Annotated in this window: 13 protein-coding genes; 12 read left to right on the top strand and 1 reads right to left on the bottom strand. The window is 70.9% G+C overall.

Annotated elements, in window-relative coordinates; translation table 11 throughout:
- The first annotated feature begins 29 nt into the window (after positions 1 to 29).
- The 3 genes from DMA15_RS05765 (at position 30) to rpsD (ending at position 3,034) form a co-directional block, all read left to right on the top strand.
- On the top strand, positions 30 to 671 hold the full coding sequence (locus DMA15_RS05765; RefSeq protein ID WP_125511572.1) for a vitamin K epoxide reductase family protein: 642 nt from the start codon (positions 30 to 32) through the stop codon (positions 669 to 671).
- 45 nt (positions 672 to 716) lie between these two features.
- A complete protein-coding gene (locus tag DMA15_RS05760) occupies positions 717 to 2,078 on the top strand; it encodes a replication-associated recombination protein A (protein WP_125511571.1) in 1,362 nt (453 codons plus the stop codon).
- A gap of 341 nt (positions 2,079 to 2,419) precedes the next feature.
- On the top strand, positions 2,420 to 3,034 hold the full coding sequence (gene rpsD / locus DMA15_RS05755) for a 30S ribosomal protein S4 (RefSeq protein WP_125511570.1): 615 nt from the start codon (positions 2,420 to 2,422) through the stop codon (positions 3,032 to 3,034).
- Here the strand turns inward: rpsD and DMA15_RS05750 are convergent.
- A complete protein-coding gene (locus DMA15_RS05750; RefSeq protein ID WP_240659686.1) occupies positions 3,022 to 5,154 on the bottom strand; it encodes an AAA family ATPase in 2,133 nt (710 codons plus the stop codon). The two genes, rpsD and DMA15_RS05750, sit on opposite strands and share 13 nt — an antisense overlap.
- A 161-nt stretch (positions 5,155 to 5,315) precedes the next feature.
- Between DMA15_RS05750 and DMA15_RS05745 the strand changes: the two genes are divergently transcribed.
- From DMA15_RS05745 to aroB, 9 genes are all read left to right on the top strand, one after another.
- Entirely contained in the window at positions 5,316 to 5,774 is a 459-nt protein-coding gene (locus DMA15_RS05745; protein WP_125511569.1) for a DUF948 domain-containing protein, read from the top strand.
- 7 nt (positions 5,775 to 5,781) lie between these two features.
- The gene (locus DMA15_RS05740) at positions 5,782 to 6,156 is read left to right on the top strand and encodes a DUF6167 family protein (protein WP_125511568.1); all 375 of its coding nucleotides are present in this window, start codon (positions 5,782 to 5,784) and stop codon (positions 6,154 to 6,156) included.
- Positions 6,156 to 8,825 carry an alanine--tRNA ligase gene (gene alaS, locus DMA15_RS05735; protein WP_125511567.1) on the top strand — a complete coding sequence of 890 codons (2,670 nt, stop codon included), beginning with the start codon at positions 6,156 to 6,158 and terminating at the stop codon, positions 8,823 to 8,825. Before DMA15_RS05740 ends, alaS begins: the two co-directional genes overlap by 1 nt.
- A gap of 20 nt (positions 8,826 to 8,845) precedes the next feature.
- Entirely contained in the window at positions 8,846 to 9,310 is a 465-nt protein-coding gene (gene ruvX / locus DMA15_RS05730; protein ID WP_206302915.1) for a Holliday junction resolvase RuvX, read from the top strand.
- A 122-nt stretch (positions 9,311 to 9,432) separates the two neighbouring features.
- Positions 9,433 to 11,127, top strand: a complete 1,695-nt coding sequence (mltG, locus tag DMA15_RS05725; RefSeq protein ID WP_125511565.1) for an endolytic transglycosylase MltG — start codon at positions 9,433 to 9,435, stop codon at positions 11,125 to 11,127.
- Positions 11,124 to 11,954, top strand: a complete 831-nt coding sequence (locus tag DMA15_RS05720; RefSeq protein ID WP_125511564.1) for a shikimate dehydrogenase — start codon at positions 11,124 to 11,126, stop codon at positions 11,952 to 11,954. Before mltG ends, DMA15_RS05720 begins: the two co-directional genes overlap by 4 nt.
- A gap of 199 nt (positions 11,955 to 12,153) precedes the next feature.
- Positions 12,154 to 13,338, top strand: a complete 1,185-nt coding sequence (gene aroC, locus DMA15_RS05715; protein WP_125511563.1) for a chorismate synthase — start codon at positions 12,154 to 12,156, stop codon at positions 13,336 to 13,338.
- 44 nt (positions 13,339 to 13,382) lie between these two features.
- Complete coding sequence (locus DMA15_RS05710; RefSeq protein WP_240660162.1) at positions 13,383 to 13,865, top strand: shikimate kinase; 483 nt, start codon at positions 13,383 to 13,385, stop codon at positions 13,863 to 13,865.
- Complete coding sequence (gene aroB / locus DMA15_RS05705) at positions 13,862 to 14,959, top strand: 3-dehydroquinate synthase (RefSeq protein ID WP_125511561.1); 1,098 nt, start codon at positions 13,862 to 13,864, stop codon at positions 14,957 to 14,959. The genes DMA15_RS05710 and aroB overlap by 4 nt, the downstream gene beginning before the upstream one ends.
- Positions 14,960 to 15,041 lie beyond the last annotated feature (82 nt).

Genomic DNA, 15,041 nt, shown 5'->3' with positions numbered 1-15,041 from the left:
CAGGCCCCCTCAAGCGACGGAACGGCGTGATGACCAAAACGATCTCGGCGCAGGCTCACGACTCGGACCACGGGGAGCGGGCGGAGGCCCCAGGTGCTGTCGGCGGAAGCCGTGGGCTCGCCCTGCTCCTGGTGATCACGGGCGCGGCCGGGCTGCTCGCCTCCTGGGTGATCACCCTCGACAAGCTGGAACTCCTGAAGAACCCGAATTTCCAGCCGGGGTGCAGCATCAACCCCATCGTGTCCTGCGGCAGCATCATGAAGAGCGAGCAGGCGACGGTCTTCGGCTTCCCCAACCCGATGCTCGGCCTGGTCACCTACGGCATCGTCATCTGTGTCGGCATGAGCGTGCTCGCCGGGGCCCGCTTCCCGCGCTGGTACTGGCTGACCTTCAACGCGGGCACGCTCTTCGGCGTCGGATTCTGCACCTGGCTGATGATCCAGTCGCTGTACCACATCAACGCGCTCTGCCTGTGGTGCTGCCTGGCCTGGGCCGCCACGATCATCATGTTCTGGTACGTCACGTCCCTCAACGTCCGCAAGGGCTTCCTGCCCGCACCCCGCTGGGCCAAGGGCTTCCTGGACGACTTCACCTGGGCGCTGCCGGTGATGCACCTCGGCGTCGTCGCCATGCTGATCCTCACGCGCTGGGGCGCCGACCTCTGGGCCTGACCGGTCCAGGACGGATTGTCAGTGGGGTGACATAGGGTTCTGGACGTGGAGCCCGACCTGTTCACCGCCGCAGCCGAAGACCGCCAGGAGAAGGACCCGTCCAGCTCTCCCCTGGCCGTCCGGATGCGCCCGCGCACCCTCGACGAAGTCGTCGGCCAGCAGCATCTGCTGAAGCCGGGCTCACCCCTGCGCCGCCTCGTCGGCGAGGGCGGCGGAGGCCCCGCGGGCCCCTCGTCGGTCTTCCTGTGGGGCCCGCCCGGCATCGGCAAGACGACTCTCGCGTACGTGGTCTCCAAGGCCACGAACAAGCGCTTCGTCGAGCTTTCCGCGATCACCGCGGGCGTGAAGGAAGTGCGCGCGGTCATCGAGGGCGCCCGCCGGGCCATGGGCGGCCACGGCAAGGAGACCGTCCTCTTCCTCGACGAGATCCACCGCTTCAGCAAGGCCCAGCAGGACTCCCTCCTGCCCGCCGTCGAGAACCGCTGGGTGACGCTCATCGCGGCGACCACCGAGAATCCGTACTTCTCGATCATCTCCCCGCTCCTGTCCCGCTCCCTGCTCCTGACCCTCGAACCGCTCACCGACGGCGACCTGCGCGCTCTGCTGCGCCGGGCGCTCACCGACGAGCGGGGCCTCGGCGGCGCCGTCGAGCTGCCCGAGGAGGCCGAGGAGCACCTGCTGCGCATCGCCGGCGGTGACGCCAGGCGCGCGCTGACCGCCCTGGAGGCGGGCGCGGGCTCGGCCCTCGCCAAGGGCGAGAAGGAGATCACCCTCCAGACGCTGGAGGAGTCGGTCGACCGGGCGGCGGTGAAGTACGACCGCGACGGCGACCAGCACTACGACGTGGCGAGCGCCCTCATCAAGTCCATCCGCGGCTCGGACGTGGACGCGGCCCTGCACTATCTGGCCCGCATGATCGAGGCGGGCGAGGACCCCCGCTTCATCGCCCGGCGCCTGATGATCTCCGCGAGCGAGGACATCGGCCTCGCCGACCCGACCGCCCTGCCCACCGCGGTCGCCGCCGCCCAGGCAGTCGCCATGATCGGCTTCCCGGAGGCCGCGCTCACCCTCAGCCACGCCACGATCGCCCTCGCCCTGGCCCCGAAGTCGAACGCGGCGACGATCGCGATCCAGCAGGCCCAGGCCGACATCCGCGGCGGCCTCGCCGGACCCGTCCCGCCCCACCTGCGCGACGGCCACTACAAGGGCGCGGCCAAGCTCGGCCACGCCCAGGGGTATGTGTACCCCCACGACGTCCCCGGCGGCATCGCGGCCCAGCAGTACGCCCCGGACGCCATCGAGGGCAAGCGCTACTACCAGCCCACGAGGTACGGGGCGGAGGCGCGGTACGCCGACGTGGTCGAGCGGGTCCGCGCCCGGCTCAAGGGCGAGCAGCCCGAGGGCTGAGGCATCTCGCCGCACCCGGTATAGTTGTCCGGAGTGCTGCGTCCCGTGTCCGGTCTCGTACCGGCACCACCAGAACGGGACATCCAGCCGGAACCCCCGCGCCGCGAGGCGGAGGGGATCCAGGAGCGTCGCGCACCGTCGAAGGTGTCGCGGGCAGCCCACCACCACCCGGAGCCCCGGGAATCGGTCGGTGGGCCACTCGCGTGCTGCACATAGTGCCCAGACCAGGGAGCGGCTGCCGGGCCCGTCCGTCAGGACGAGCCGGGTTTCCCAGGCTGCGGATTGCGACCTCCCCTAACCACTGGTGAAGCCGATTTCACTGAGAACAGAGAGGTTGGTTCATGCCGAACCAGTCCCGCCCCAAGGTCAAGAAGTCGCGTGCTCTTGGCATCGCGCTGACCCCGAAGGCCGTCAAGTACTTCGAGGCCCGCCCCTACCCGCCGGGCGAGCACGGCCGTGGGCGCAAGCAGAACTCGGACTACAAGGTCCGTCTGCTCGAGAAGCAGCGGCTGCGTGCGCAGTACGACCTCTCCGAGCGCCAGCTCGTCCGTGCCTACGAGCGCGCGTCCAAGACGCAGCTCAAGACCGGTGAGGCCCTGGTCATCGAGCTGGAGCGTCGTCTCGACGCCCTGGTTCTGCGGTCGGGCATCGCCCGCACGATCTACCAGGCCCGCCAGATGGTCGTGCACGGCCACATCGAGGTCAACGGCGGCAAGGTCGACAAGCCGTCGTACCGCGTCCGTCCCGACGACGTCGTGATGGTCCGCGAGCGCAGCCGCGAGAAGCCGCTGTTCCAGGTCGCGCGTGAGGGTGGCTTCGCCCCCGACGGCGAGATCCCGCGCTACCTCCAGGTGAACCTGAAGGCCCTGGCCTTCCGCCTGGACCGCGACCCGAACCGCAAGGAGATCCCCGTGATCTGCGACGAGCAGCTCGTCGTCGAGTACTACGCCCGCTGACCCGGACGTAGCTCACCCTGCTTCAGCCCGTCGCCTCCCCGCCCTTCCCGGCGGGGCAGGCGGCGGGCCGGCTCGTTTCCGGGGCCGGTGCGCAGTGCCCGGGCGACCGCCGCGTCCAGACCGAGCCCCGCCCCCGCGCGCAGGCACTCCTCGTACCGCTCGTCGCCCAGCGCCTCGCGGGCCCGCTCCTCGCACACGACGTGCGGCCCGCCGAAATTGCCCGAGCCGAACAGCGGCAGCCCCACCGACGGCCAGATGCGGGAGGCGGCGCCCTGGAGCACGGCGGCCTCCGCCGGATCGCCCTCCGCCGCGGTGAACAGCGCGAGCAGTTCGAGGGAGAGGACCGTGCCCAGCAGATCGTGGAAGCGGTGGTCGAGGGCGAGCGACTCGGTGAGCAGTTCGCGCGCCCGTTCCGTCTCGCCGTGGGTCCAGGCCGCGTATCCGAGCACATAGAGGGCGTACGCGAGGGTCCAGCGCTCGCCGTGGTCCTCGCAGACCCGGCGCACGTCCTCGCACAGCTCCACGGCGGCGGCGAGTTCGCCGCGGAACGCCAGCGCCATCGCCAGCTCGACCTGGCCCATCAGGACGTTGCTGTTCAGCTCGCCGATCTCCTGGTACCGATCGAGCGCCGAGCGCAGCAGCTCCTCCGCGCGCGGGATGTCGTCCGTGACCAGGGCCAGGCAACCGATGCGGTGTTCGGCGTAGGCCGCCGCGATCGCGCTGCCCGCCTGCTCCGCCCCGTCGCGGCACTCGTGCAGCGCGGCCAGGGCGGCGACCGTGTCGCCCTGGAGCACCGCCACGTAACCGAGCACCCACAGCGCCTTGAGCCGCGCGTCCTCATGGCCGCCGTCCAGTTCGAGCGCCCGGTCGAGCCAGTGCCTGCCCTCCGGGAGGCGCCCGCAGCCGACCCAGTAGAACCACAGCGAGCCGGCCAGGTACTGCCCCAGGTGCGCCTCGCCCGGCTCGGTCAGACAGAACTCCAAGGCGGCCCGCAGATTGGGCAGTTCGGTCTCGACGAGGGCGGCGACCTCCGGCTGGCGCGGCGAGAACCAGTCCAGCTCGCACCAGGTGGCGAGCCCCATGTACCAGTCGCGGTGCCTGCGCCGCAGTCGCGTGGCCTCGCCCGCCGCCTCCAGCCAGTCGGCGCCGTAGGCCCTGACCGTCTCCAGCATGCGGTACCGCACCCCCGAGGGCCCCTCCTCGCGGCTCACCACGGACTGCGCGAGCAGCTCGCCGAGGATGTCGAGGGCGTCGTCGGCGTGCAGCCCGTCCCCGGCGCAGACGTACTCGACCGCCTCCAGGTCGAACTGCCCGGCGAAGACCGAGAGCCGCGACCAGAGCAGCCGCTCCGTCGGAGTGCACAGCTCGTGGCTCCAGCCGATGGCCGTCCGCAGCGCCTGGTGCCGGGTCGGCACGTCACGGCGGGCGCCGGTCAGCAGCCGGAACCGGTCGTCGAGCCGCGAGAGCAGCTGCGCGGGGGAGAGGGTCCGCAGCCGGCCCGCCGCCAGCTCGACGGCGAGGGGGATGCCGTCCAGGCGGCGACAGAGTTCGAGGACGTCCTCGCGGTTGGTGTCGTCGAGGGCGAAGCGGGGCAGGGCGGCCGCGGCCCGGTCGGTGAACAGCTCGGCCGCGTCCGCCTCGGGCAGCGGCGCCAGCGGCAGCAGCCGCTCGCCCCCGGTCTCCAGCGGCCTGCGGCCCACCGCGAGCACCCGCAGCCCGGGGGAGTGCACGAGCAGATCGCGCAGCAGCGGGGCGCAGGCGTCCACGAGGTGCTCGAATCCGTCGACGACGAGGAGGAGTTCCCGCTCGGCGAGGTGCTCGCGCAGCACCTGGCGCGGCGGCCTGGTCGTGTGGTCGGTGAGCCCCAGGGCCTCGGCGACGGCGTACTCGATCAGGTCCGCGTCCCGCAGCGGCGCGAGATCCGCCAGCCAGGCGCCGTCGCGCGGCCGGTCCAGCGCGGCGGCCCGCAGCGCCAGGCGGGATTTGCCGACCCCGCCGATCCCGGTCACGGTGACCAGCCGTCCGGACTCCAACGCCGCTGCCAGTTCGGTCAGTTCGGCGGTGCGCCCGACGAAGGCGTTGAGTTCCAGAGGGAGGTTGCCCGGCTGAGAGGCTCGCATGAGGTACGGAGCGTACTCATCCGCGTGCGGTCCGTACAATTGCTTGAGGCAAGTCCTGCGACAGCGAGTGCGAATGCGGTACGGACCGACGGCCCCGGCGCGATAGGGTCGGAGGACGACTTTTCGATGTTCAGGGACGATGTCTCAGGGAGCGGTGCCAAGTGTCCGGTGGAGAGGTTGCCGGGGTCCTGGTGGCCGTCTTCTGGGCGATCCTGGTCTCCTTCCTCGCGGTGGCACTGGCGAGGCTGGCCCAGACGCTCAGGGCGACCACCAAGCTCGTCGCGGACGTGACCGAGCAAGCGGTGCCCCTCCTCGCGGACGCGTCGAGCGCGGTGCGTTCGGCGCAGACGCAGATCGACCGTGTCGACGCGATCGCCTCCGATGTCCAGGAGGTCACGTCGAACGCCTCGGCGCTCTCCTCGACGGTCGCCTCCACCTTCGGCGGCCCGCTCGTGAAGGTGGCCGCGTTCGGATACGGCGTGCGCCGGGCCATCAGCCGCAAGGCCGCCCCCGAGGCGAACGACATGCCCGCCAAGCCGTCCCGGCGTACGGTGATCGTGGGCCGCACCGTCCCGTCCGCACGGCAGAGGAAGCGGGCCAACCGGAATAAGAGGGACTGACGCAGCGATGTTCCGCCGTACGTTCTGGTTCACCGCGGGCGCAGCCGCCGGCGTATGGGCCACCACCAAGGTCAACCGCAAGCTCAAGAAGCTCACGCCCGAGAGCCTGGCCGCGCAGGCGGCGAACAAGGCGATCGAGGCGGGCCACAAGCTGAAGGACTTCGCACTCGACGTCCGCGACGGCATGCTCGAGCGCGAGGCCCAGCTGGGCGAGGCGCTCGGCCTCAACGCCCACCCCGACACCGAGCTGCCCCCCGGGCGCCGCTTCGCGGTCATCGAGAACCGCAGCCCCGACAAGCTCGACACGAACGACAGCACAGACAAGAAGACGAAGTACCTCGACAACACGCGGTACTCGTACAACCGGAATGAGGACCACTGATGGAGTCGGCTGAAATCCGCCGCCGCTGGCTGAGCTTCTTCGAGGAGCGCGGGCACACCGTCGTCCCTTCGGCGTCGCTCATCGCCGACGACCCGACTCTGCTCCTGGTCCCCGCGGGCATGGTGCCCTTCAAGCCCTACTTCCTCGGTGAGGTCAAGCCGCCCGCCCCGCGCGTCACCAGCGTGCAGAAGTGCGTGCGTACGCCCGACATCGAAGAGGTCGGCAAGACCACCCGGCACGGCACGTTCTTCCAGATGTGCGGCAACTTCTCCTTCGGGGACTACTTCAAGGAGGGCGCCATCACGCTCTCCTGGGAGCTGCTGACGAGCCCCGTCGAGAGGGGCGGCTTCGGCCTCGACCCCGAGCGGCTGTGGATCACGGTCTACCTCGACGACGACGAGGCCGAGCAGATCTGGCGCGAGAAGGTCGGCGTCCCGGCCGAGCGCATCCAGCGCCTGGGCAAGAAGGACAACTTCTGGTCCATGGGCGTCCCGGGCCCGTGCGGCCCCTGCTCCGAGATCAACTACGACCGCGGCCCTGAGTTCGGCGCCGAGGGCGGCCCGGCCGTCAACGACGAGCGGTACGTGGAGATCTGGAACCTGGTCTTCATGCAGTACGAGCGCGGCGCGGGCGACGGCAAGGAGGACTTCCCGATCCTCGGCGAGCTGCCGTCGAAGAACATCGACACGGGCCTCGGCCTCGAACGCCTGGCGATGATCCTCCAGGGCGTACAGAACATGTACGAGACGGACACCCTGCGCGTCGTCATGGACAAGGCCACCGAGCTGACCGGCGTGCGCTACGGCGCCGAGCACGGCTCGGACGTCTCCCTGCGCGTGGTCGCCGACCACATCCGTACGTCCGCCATGCTCATCGGCGACGGCGTCACCCCCGGCAACGAGGGCCGTGGATACGTCCTGCGCCGCATCATGCGCCGCGCCATCCGCAACATGCGTCTGCTCGGCGCCACCGGCCCGGTGGTCCAGGAGCTGATCGACGTCGTGATCAACACGATGGGGCAGCAGTACCCCGAGCTGATCACCGACCGCAAGCGCATCGAGACCGTCGCGCTCGCCGAGGAGGGCGCGTTCCTCAAGGCCCTCAAGGGCGGCACGAACATCCTCGACACCGCCGTCACCGAGACCAAGGCCGCCGGCGGCAAGGTCCTCTCCGGCGACAAGGCGTTCCTGCTGCACGACACGTGGGGCTTCCCGATCGACCTCACCCTGGAGATGGCCGCCGAGCAGGGCCTGGCCGTCGACGAGGACGGCTTCCGCCGTCTGATGAAGGAGCAGCGGGAGCGCGCCAAGGCCGACGCCAAGGCCAAGAAGACCGGCCACGCCGATCTGCACGCCTACCGCGCGATCGCCGACGCCGCGGGCGCCACCGACTTCACCGGCTACTCCCTCACCGAGAACGAGGCGCAGATCGTCGGCCTCCTGGTCAACGGCGTCTCCTCGCCCGCGGCCACCGAGGGCGACGAGGTCGAGATCGTCCTCGACCGCACCCCGTTCTACGCCGAGGGCGGCGGCCAGATCGGCGACACCGGCCGCATCCGCCTGGACAGCGGCGCCCTCGTCGAGATCCGCGACGTGCAGAAGCCGGTCCCCGGCGTGCACGTCCACAAGGGTGTCGTCCAGGTCGGCGAGATCACGGTCGGCGCCCAGGTGTGGGCCTCGATCGACGCGCACCGCCGCCGCGCCATCGCCCGCGCCCACTCCGCCACGCACCTCACCCACCAGGCGCTGCGCGACGCGCTCGGCCCGACGGCCGCCCAGGCCGGTTCGGAGAACCAGCCCGGCCGCTTCCGCTTCGACTTCGGTTCGCCGTCCGCGGTGCCCACGGCCGTGATGACGGACGTCGAGCAGAAGATCAACGAAGTCCTCTCCCACGAGCTGGACGTCCAGGCCGAGGTCATGTCGATCGACGAGGCCAAGAAGCAGGGCGCCATCGCCGAGTTCGGAGAGAAGTACGGCGAGCGCGTGCGCGTCGTCACCATCGGCGACTTCTCCAAGGAGCTGTGCGGCGGTACGCACGTCCACAACACCGCCCAGCTCGGCCTGGTGAAGCTGCTCGGCGAGTCCTCCATCGGCTCCGGCGTGCGCCGCATCGAGGCCCTGGTCGGCGTCGACGCGTACAACTTCCTCGCCAAGGAGCACACGGTCGTCGCCCAGCTCCAGGAGCTGGTCAAGGGCCGTCCCGAGGAGCTGCCTGAGAAGGTCTCCGCCATGCTCGGCAAGTTGAAGGACGCCGAGAAGGAGATCGAGAAGTTCCGCGCGGAGAAGGTCCTGCAGGCCGCCGCCGGTCTCGTCCAGGGCGCCAAGGACGTACGCGGTGTCGCCGTCGTCACCGGCCAGGTGCCCGACGGTACGGGCGCCGACGACCTGCGCAAGCTGGTCCTCGACGTGCGCGGCCGCATCCCGGGCGACCGCCCGGCCGTGGTCGCTCTCTTCACGACGGCCAACGGCAAGCCGCTCACCGTCATCGCCACCAACGAAGCCGCCCGCGAGCGCGGCCTCAAGGCCGGTGACCTGGTCCGCACGGCCGCCAAGACCCTCGGCGGCGGTGGCGGCGGCAAGCCGGACGTCGCCCAGGGCGGCGGCCAGAACCCGGCCGCCATCGGCGACGCCATCGCCGCCGTCGAGCGCCTCGTCACCGAGACGGCCTGATGACCGAGGCTGCTCAGGGCATGCGCAGGGGCCGACGTCTCGCCATCGACGTCGGTGACGCCCGGATCGGGGTCGCCTCGTGCGACCCCGACGGGATCCTCGCCACGCCGGTGGAGACGGTGCCGGGGCGCGATGTCCCGGCCGCCCAGCGCCGGTTGAAGCAGCTCGTCGAGGAGTACGAACCGATCGAGATCGTCGTCGGCCTCCCTCGCTCCCTCAACGGGCGCGAGGGCCCGGCGGCCGCCAAGATCCGCGTCTTCACGCAGGACCTCGCCCGCATGGTCGCCCCCATTTCGGTGAGGCTCGTGGACGAGAGGATGACCACAGTGACGGCCAGTCAGGGCCTGCGCGCCTCGGGCGTGAAGTCCAAAAAGGGCAGGTCCGTCATTGATCAGGCGGCGGCCGTGATCATCCTTCAGCAGGCCCTGGAGTCCGAACGGGCGTCAGGTAAAGCTCCCGGCGAGGGCGTCGAAGTGGTCATCTGATCGCGATACGGTAACGTTCCGCGCGATGCGGCGGCGTTCGAACAGCTGCCGCACAGCATCAAGAGGCGGATCGGTTGCCCGGCCATCCCAGGCGGCCCCGCCTCGCGGCATGTAGGGGATCGATGACTGAGTATGGCCGGGGCCCAGGCTCCGAACCGTGGCATCCGGAGGACCCGTTGTACGGGGACAGCGGATGGGGAGGACAGGCGCCCGCGGGCGACACGTCCACCTACGGCGGCCAGGGGCAGTACCACCAGCCGCACCAGCATCAGCAGCCGCATCAGTCGCAGTCGCCGTACGGCGGGGACTGGGGCACCGGGCAGCAGCAGGCCGCGTACGACCAGTCGGGGTACGGCGGACAGCAGCAGTACGAGGGCGACCCCGCGCAGGTCTACAACGGCGGGCAGGACGCCTACAACAGTGGTGGCTGGGAGACCGGCGCGCAGGGGCAGGTCCCCTACAGCGGCGATCCGATGGACCCCTACGCCGGCCAGCAGGCGGGCTACGGCCAGGAGAGCCCCGACTACTACTCCACGCCCGACGCGTACGAGCCGCCGGAACCGCCCGGCCACCGCCGCCCCACCGTCCCCGAGCAGGAATCCGGGCCCGAGACCGACTGGGACCCGGGGCCCGACCGTGGCGAGCACGCGTTCTTCGCGGGCGGCGACGAGGACGACGATGACGAGCACGCCCGCAGGGCCGGCCGCGGTGACCGCCGCGGGGGCCGCGGCGGCAAGAAGTCGAAGAAGCGCCGCAGCGGCTGCGCCTGTCTGGTCGTCACCCTGGTCTTCGCGGGCGGCCTCGGCGGGGTCGGCTACTTCGGCTACCAGTTCTACCAGGATCGTTTCGGCACGGCACCGGATTACGCGGGCGACGGTTCCGGGGAGGCCACGGTCGACATCCCCAAGGACTCCGGCGGTTACGCGATCGGGCAGAAGCTCAAGGAAGCCGGTGTCGTCAAGAGCGTCGACGCGTTCGTCTCCGCCCAGGGCAAGCACCCGGAGGGGCAGTCCATTCAGGCGGGCGTCTATGTGCTCAAGAAGCGCATGTCCGCGGCGAGCGCCGTCGAATTGATGCTCAACCCCAAGAGCCGCAGCAACCTCATCATTCCCGAGGGCAAGCGGAACGCATGGGTCTACGAGAGGATCGACGACCGTCTGAAATTGGCGAAGGGCACCACGGAAAACGTCGCCAAGAAGGAATGGAAGACCCTCGGGCTTCCTGACTGGGCCAATACCCACAAGGACATCAAGGACCCGCTGGAAGGATTCCTCTTCCCCTCCAGCTACCCCGTCGCCAAGGGCCAGAAGCCCGCGGACGTCCTGCGGAAGATGATCGCCCACGCCAACGAGAAGTACGAGGACCTCGACCTCAAGTCGAAGGCCGCCGAGCTGAACCTGAAGGACCCGCTGGAGGTCCTCACGGTGGCGAGCCTGGTCCAGGCGGAGGGCAAGTACAAGCACGACTTCGAGAAGGTCGCGACGGTCGTCTACAACCGCCTGAAGCCCAACAACACCGAGACGTACGGCCTGTTGGACTTTGACTCCACGGTCAACTACCTCAAGGGCGAGTCCAAGCTCGCCATCGGCTCGGTCGACGATCTGCGCAAGGTCAAGGACCCGTACAACACGTACAAGATCAAGGGCCTGCCGCCCGGACCGATCGGAAACCCCGGCGAGGTGGCGCTGAATTCGGCGCTGCACCCGGCCAAGGGGAATTGGTACTACTTCGTCTCGGTCAGCGAGGACAGGACGCTCTTCGCCGAGACCAACGAGGAGCAGAACCGCAACCGCGAGAAATACCTGAAGGGGCAATGAGCGCGCAGAAGCGTCGAGCCGCCGTCCTCGGCTCCCCGATCGCCCACTCCCTCTCCCCGGTGCTGCACCGCGCCGCGTACGAGGAGCTGGGGCTGAGTGACTGGACGTATGACCGTTTCGAGATCGACGAGGCGGCGCTGCCGGAATTCGTCGCGGAACTCGGCCCGGAATGGGCGGGGCTTTCGCTGACGATGCCGTTGAAGCGGGCGGTCATTCCGCTGCTCGACGAGATCAGCGGGACCGCCGCCGCCGTCGAGGCCGTGAACACGGTCGTGTTCACCGAGGACGGCCGGAAGGTCGGGGACAACACCGATGTCCCCGGCATGGTGGCCGCCCTGCGCGAACGCGGCATCGAGCAGGTCGACTCCGCCGCGATCCTCGGCGCGGGCGCCACCGCGTCGTCGGCGCTCGCCGCCCTGGCGCGGATCTGCACGGGCGAGGTCGTCGCGTACGTACGCAGCGAGACGCGCGCCGCCGAGATGCGGCAGTGGGGCGAGCGGCTCGACGTGGAGGTCAGGACCGAGGACTGGGAGGACGCCCGCGAGGCGCTGAGCGCGCCCCTGGTGATCGCCACGACCCCGGCGGGCACCACGGACATGCTCTCCGCCCTCGTGCCCGAGCGCCCGGCCACCCTCTTCGACGTGCTGTACGACCCGTGGCCCACCGCGCTGGCGGCCCGCTGGTCGGCGTATGGCGGGGCGGTGGTCAGCGGGCTCGATCTGCTCGTGCACCAGGCGGTGCTCCAGGTCGAGCAGATGACGGGCCGCGGGCCCGCGCCGCTGGACGCGATGCGCACGGCGGGGGAGCACGCGCTCGCCGAGCGTTAGCCCGCGGGGCCTCAGACCCGCCGGCGCCTTGTCGGCGTGTCGGCGCCGCGTCCGGGACGTGGGCGCGGCGTCCGCCTGATGGACCTGCGGCCGGGCGCGCCCCGGGGTCGTGGGAGGATCGGGGGATGGCGGGCCAGGGCCGCGCACCCGGCCGCGCCGTCGCATACCGCAGTTCCAGGCGCGAGCATGAGGAGCACCGTTGAGCAGGTTGCGCTGGCTGACCGCTGGGGAGTCCCACGGACCCGCACTCGTCGCCACGCTGGAGGGACTTCCCGCCGGCGTGCCGATCACCACGGAGATGGTGGCGGACCACCTGGCCCGGCGGCGGCTCGGCTATGGACGCGGCGCCCGCATGAAGTTCGAGCGCGACGAGATCACCTTCCTCGGCGGCGTCCGGCACGGCCTGACCATGGGCTCGCCGGTGGCGATCATGGTGGGCAACACCGAGTGGCCCAAGTGGGAGCAGGTCATGTCGGCCGACCCGGTCGACCCGGCCGAACTCGCCGAGCTGGCCCGCAACGCCCCGCTGACCCGCCCCCGTCCCGGCCACGCCGACCTCGCGGGCATGCAGAAGTACGGCTTCGACGAGGCCCGGCCGATCCTGGAGCGCGCCTCCGCCCGTGAGACCGCGGCCCGCGTCGCGCTCGGCGCGGTCGCCCGCTCGTACCTCAAGGAGACGGCCGGGATCGAGATCGTCAGCCATGTGACGGAGCTGGCGGGCGCCAAGGCCCCCTACGGCGTCTACCCGACCCCCGCGGACGTCGAGAGGCTCGACGCCGACCCGGTGCGCTGCCTGGACGCCGACGCGTCGAAGGCGATGGTCGCCGAGATCGACCAGGCCCACAAGGACGGCGACACCCTCGGCGGCGTCGTCGAGGTGCTCGCCTACGGCGTCCCGGTCGGCCTCGGCTCGCACGTGCACTGGGACCGGCGCCTGGACGCGCGGCTCGCCGCCGCGCTCATGGGCATCCAGGCCATCAAGGGCGTCGAGGTCGGCGACGGCTTCGACCTCGCGCGCGTGCCCGGCTCCAAGGCGCACGACGAGATCGTCACCACCGAGGACGGCATCAGGCGCACCTCCGGCCGCTCCGGCGGCACCGAGGGCGGTCTGACCACCGGTGAACTGCTGCGCGTACGCGCCGCGATGAAGCCCATCGCGACCGTCCCGCGCGCGCTCGCCACCATCGACGTGGCCACCGGTGAGGCCGCCAAGGCCCACCACCAGCGCTCCGACGTCTGTGCCGTCCCGGCCGCGGGCATCGTCGCCGAGGCCATGGTCGCGCTCGTCCTCGCCGACGCCGTCGCCGAGAAGTTCGGCGGCGACAGCGTGCCCGAGACCCGGCGCAACGTCCGCTCGTACCTCGACAACCTCCAGATCCGGTGAGCGGGTCCCACCGGGGCGGTCCGCGGATCGTCCTGATCGGCCCCATGGGCGTGGGCAAGACGACGGTCGGCGAAATGCTCGCCGACCGGCTCGGCGTCGCCTTCCGGGACACCGACGCCGACATCGTCGCCGCGCAGGGCCGTGAGATCGCGGACATCTTCGTCGACGAGGGCGAGCCGTACTTCCGTGAGCTGGAGCGGCAGGCCGTGCGCGCCGCCGCAGAGGAGCACGACGGCGTCCTCGCGCTCGGCGGGGGAGCGATCCTCGACGAGTCGACGCGCGCCCTGCTCGGCGCGCACCCCGTCGTCTACCTCTCGATGGACGTCGAGGAGGCCGTCAAGCGCACCGGCCTCAACCAGGCGCGCCCGCTGCTCGCCGTCAACCCGCGCAAGCAGTGGCGCGAGCTGATGGACGCCCGCCGCCATTTGTACGCCGAAGTCGCCCGCGCGGTCGTCGCCACCGACGGCCGCACCCCCGAAGAGGTCGCCCAGGCGGTCCTCGACGCACTGGAGTTGAAGGAAGCATGACGACGGAGCAGACCCCCACCCGTATCCACGTCGGCGGCACCGCCGGTACGGATCCGTACGAGGTCCTGGTCGGTCGGCAGCTCCTCGGCGAGCTGCCCGGCCTCATCGGCGACCAGGCCAAGCGGGTCGCCGTGATCCACCCCGAGGCGCTCGCCGAGACCGGCGACGCGCTCCGCCAGGACCTCGCCGACCAGGGGTACGAGGCCGTCGCCATCCAGGTGCCGAACGCCGAGGAGGCCAAGACGGCGGAGGTCGCGGCGTACTGCTGGAAGGCCCTTGGCCAGTCCGGCTTCACGCGCAGCGACGTCATCGTCGGCGTCGGCGGCGGCTCCACCACCGACCTCGCCGGGTTCGTGGCGGCGACGTGGCTGCGCGGGGTGCGGTGGGTCGCCGTACCGACCACGGTGCTCGGCATGGTGGACGCGGCGGTCGGCGGCAAGACCGGCATCAACACCGCCGAGGGCAAGAACCTCGTGGGCGCCTTCCACCCGCCGGCCGGGGTCCTCTGCGACCTGGCGGCGCTCGACTCGCTGCCGGTGAACGACTACGTCTCCGGGCTCGCGGAGATCATCAAGGCCGGGTTCATCGCCGACCCGGTGATCCTGGAGCTGATCGAGGAGGACCCGCAGGCGGCGCGGACGCCCGCGGGGCGGCACACCGCCGAGCTTCTGGAGCGCTCCATCAAGGTCAAGGCGGAGGTCGTCTCCGGAGACCTCAAGGAGGCGGGCCTGCGGGAGATCCTGAACTACGGGCACACCCTCGCGCACGCCATCGAGAAGAACGAGCGCTACCAGTGGCGGCACGGCGCCGCGGTCTCCGTAGGGATGCACTTCGCGGCCGAACTCGGCCGTCTGGCGGGCCGGTTGGACGACGCCACCGCCGATCGGCACCGCACGGTCCTGGAATCGGTCGGGCTGCCGCTGACGTACCGCTACGACCAGTGGCCCAAGCTTCTGGAGACCATGAAGGTCGACAAGAAGTCCCGTGGTGACCTGCTGCGCTTCATCGTCCTGGACGGCCTCGGCAAGCCGACCGTCCTGGAGGGGCCCGACCCGGCGGTGCTGCTCGCCGCGTACGGCGAAGTCGGCCAGTAGCGCGCTTCCGTGGCCTTCTGCCGGGCCACGGGCACCTCACGGCCTCCCCGGCCGTTCACACAACGGCGGCCGGGGACGGTAC

The sequence above is a fragment of the Streptomyces sp. WAC 01529 genome (assembly GCF_003945545.1).
GTDB classification, from domain to species: Bacteria; Actinomycetota; Actinomycetes; order Streptomycetales; family Streptomycetaceae; genus Streptomyces; species Streptomyces anatolicus.
Note: the sequence above shows the minus strand (reverse complement) of the source record. Positions and strands in the feature narration are given on the sequence as shown.

Bases quoted from the DNA above. Each gene is read 5' to 3' on its own strand.
- DMA15_RS05765 (WP_125511572.1), top strand. From the start codon at position 30: ATGACCAAAACGATCTCGGCGCAGGCTCACGACTCGGACCACGGGGAG.
- ruvX (WP_206302915.1), top strand. From the start codon at position 8,846: ATGCGCAGGGGCCGACGTCTCGCCATCGACGTCGGTGACGCCCGGATC.
- DMA15_RS05720 (WP_125511564.1), top strand. From the start codon at position 11,124: ATGAGCGCGCAGAAGCGTCGAGCCGCCGTCCTCGGCTCCCCGATCGCC.
- aroB (WP_125511561.1), top strand. From the start codon at position 13,862: ATGACGACGGAGCAGACCCCCACCCGTATCCACGTCGGCGGCACCGCC.
- DMA15_RS05750 (WP_240659686.1), bottom strand. From the start codon at position 5,154: ATGCGAGCCTCTCAGCCGGGCAACCTCCCTCTGGAACTCAACGCCTTC.
- rpsD (WP_125511570.1), top strand. From the start codon at position 2,420: ATGCCGAACCAGTCCCGCCCCAAGGTCAAGAAGTCGCGTGCTCTTGGC.
- DMA15_RS05740 (WP_125511568.1), top strand. From the start codon at position 5,782: ATGTTCCGCCGTACGTTCTGGTTCACCGCGGGCGCAGCCGCCGGCGTA.
- alaS (WP_125511567.1), top strand. From the start codon at position 6,156: ATGGAGTCGGCTGAAATCCGCCGCCGCTGGCTGAGCTTCTTCGAGGAG.
- mltG (WP_125511565.1), top strand. From the start codon at position 9,433: ATGACTGAGTATGGCCGGGGCCCAGGCTCCGAACCGTGGCATCCGGAG.
- DMA15_RS05710 (WP_240660162.1), top strand. From the start codon at position 13,383: ATGGGCGTGGGCAAGACGACGGTCGGCGAAATGCTCGCCGACCGGCTC.